The sequence below is a fragment of the Romboutsia sp. genome, from assembly GCF_056995035.1.
Window position 1 is genome coordinate 1 of record NZ_JBXKIW010000037.1, and the last position, 2,788, is coordinate 2,788.

Sequence of the window (2,788 nt, forward strand, 5' to 3'; positions counted from 1 at the left end):
AATCCATAATTAAAAGCCTTGCATCTTATGCTTATACTTACTTCTTTTTCATCAACTACTTGACCTTGATAATATACATAACTACTCATAAAAAATCCCCCTTTTTTGTTTTCTTAATTTTCAGTCAATTTTATATTTAATACTTATTGTATACACTAAAGCTTTAAAAATCAATTTATTTTATTTTTAATTTATATTTTTTAAAGTTGCTATTATAATTTACAAATTCTCAAAAAAAAACCTATTTACTTAAATAGGCTATATATATCTAAATAATTTATTTAAATTTAAGTCTAGAAAATCTATATCACAGTTTAATCGTTTTACTTGTAGACTTTCTATATCTTTCGATGTTACTACTAATATTTTAGGTATTTGATAAAATGGAATTGTAGATTTTTTCATTGCCTTTTCTATATCCTCATATTTTGATAACATAATATCTCCATCTAAATTTATATCTATCAATACTTGTTTTGGCTCATTATACTTATCTATATATTCTATAAATAAATCATATTTAGAATTTCCAACAGATACGTTTCTATAAAATCTTTTTAACTCATACCCCCCTAAATTAATTTTAATAGCAAATTCTGACCCTATAACTATTTTTGTCAAGTCCTTACCCTTGTACATTTTACTTCCATTCAAGTAATACACATAAGAATTATCTTTATATCCCGAATAATTTATATTACACGGATATTTTCTTAAAGTATATTCATTACACATTTTCTTTAATGTTTTTTTAAACGGTTTTCTTCCATATCGCTTTCTTGTCCCAAAAACTTTATAAACCTGAGTTTCTGTCATACATCTAACTCTGCTGATTAATATTAATATATCTTTTTCTATACCTATCATTGATGTCTACTCTCCTCGAAGTTATTTAGCTTACCAAGTTGTAATACTATTATATTAATTTAGGACAATAATATTTACATATTTTACATATTTTTTTAATTTTATCTATTATTCATTTATTACAATAATCAAATAAAAAAAGAAGCAATGAGTATTCATTGCTTCTTTTTTTGTTTGATTATTGATTTGTGTTTTTTGTAGCTTCTGCAGGTTCTTTAGTTTCTTTTATTTTCGCTGGTGCTGTTTCTTTAGTTTCTTTTATTTTCGCTGGTGCTGTTTCTTCTTGTGTCTTAGTAGTATTTATTTGACCTAAGCTTAGGTTATCAAATTCTACTACATCTACAAAATCTTTTTCACCTTTTTGATAGGATATTTTTACCTTATCTCCTGTTACTGTTAATGGTATTTCTGTAGATGTTTTTGAAGTAGCATTAAATATTATACTTTCATCTGTATCTATTGTCATGTAATAGAATGTATTTCCTGACTTAACATCAGGGCTAATTCTTACAATAGTTCCTTCTACTCTTTCTATACTTGAATCATTTTCTATTTTTATATTATTTCCTTTAGAAGATAATATTTCTCTATAGTTTCTTAAAGCTTCTTCTTTAGTTTCTCCAAGCCCTAATACACTGAAATCTTCTACTGATACAAATGCTACCATCTTAACAAGCCCTGCTTTATCTTTTAATGATGATACATATGTAGGTTTTCCTAATATGTTATACATTACTGGGAACGTTGCTTCATAATTTTTCTCTTGAACCTTACCTTCTGCAGATCTCATTGCAGCAGTTTCAGTTGCTCCGGGCTGTTTGTATAATTTAGCTTCTTTAGTACGAGAATCTACTAACATAAATCCTATAGTAGATTCATCTCCTCCTGAAGAAGTTATTCCTGTATACCAGTAAGATTTATTATCATTTCCATAAACTAAAGATGTTCCTTCAGTTGGAACTAAAACTCCTTCTTCTGATATAACAGAGTTTAAGAATCCTTTAATATATAATCCCCAGCTACTTATTTGATTTACTACAAATTCTTCTGGTTGTATTCTATCTATCCATGTTGGTGCATCTTTTATTGAATATCTTTTAGTTTCTCCACTTTCAGCATCTACTGTAGCTACTCCTACAGCATTTGCTCCACTGTATCCTATTTCATGTTCATATAAACTTGTAACCCAGTATGGTCTTCCTTCATCATTTATTTCTAATGAAAACTCTGTCATACCTGCGTTTACTATTCCATTTAAGTACATATGCCTATGAAGATCTTGAAGTAAATATGCTTCTGGTTGGTAAACTATCTTAACTGGTTTACCATCTATTTTTTGTACTAATTTTACATCTTGAGGATTACTTGCTGATACCATTACGTATCCGTTTGTACCTTCTGTAGATGTTGCCCATTTTATTATACCTCTATGTACTAGTGGTGATACCCAGTATAGTTCTCCATTTACACTTTGTATATGGAACTTACCAAGCTTTGAAACACTTCCTAGTGCTGGATCTTCTCCAAGCTTTTTATCTCCTAATTTCATTGCCATAGCCTCATCTACAAGACGTATCTCATTTACACTTACTGGACTTACATCTTTAGAGAATTCACTTTCTGTTACTTTTCCTAATAAGTTTTCATATGTCTTTGAATGAAGCATTGGTGAAGATGTTATAAATGGTGCTGCAATGCTATAAATTATTAGACCAACAGCTATACTAAAATTATATTTAGCTATTTTAGATGTCTTTTCTCCCCTATCGAGCATCATATCTAATATTCCTGCTAAACCAAAGAATATTATAAGTACTGAAATGCATGATATGAAATCTAGCCTTAGTACTGGTAACTTAACAAATGCATATATAGCTACAATCACAAATGCTATCCCGTATGTTTGAATAAATTTTTTCAT

The 2,788-nt window shown here is 28.5% G+C and carries 2 protein-coding genes; both read right to left on the reverse strand.

The window, feature by feature from the left end; genetic code table 11:
- Window positions 1–258: 258 nt before the first annotated feature.
- Window positions 259–867, reverse strand: a complete 609-nt coding sequence (locus AC11VW_RS04130; protein WP_484300128.1) for a hypothetical protein — start codon at window positions 865–867, stop codon at window positions 259–261.
- 178 nt (window positions 868–1,045) lie between these two features.
- Window positions 1,046–2,788, reverse strand: a 1,743-nt coding sequence (locus AC11VW_RS04135; RefSeq protein WP_484300129.1) for a hypothetical protein, incomplete at its 5' end; no start/stop codon positions are given.

Excerpts from the sequence above, each read along its gene's own strand:
- AC11VW_RS04130 (WP_484300128.1), bottom strand. The coding sequence starts at position 867 with ATGATAGGTATAGAAAAAGATATATTAATATTAATCAGCAGAGTTAGA.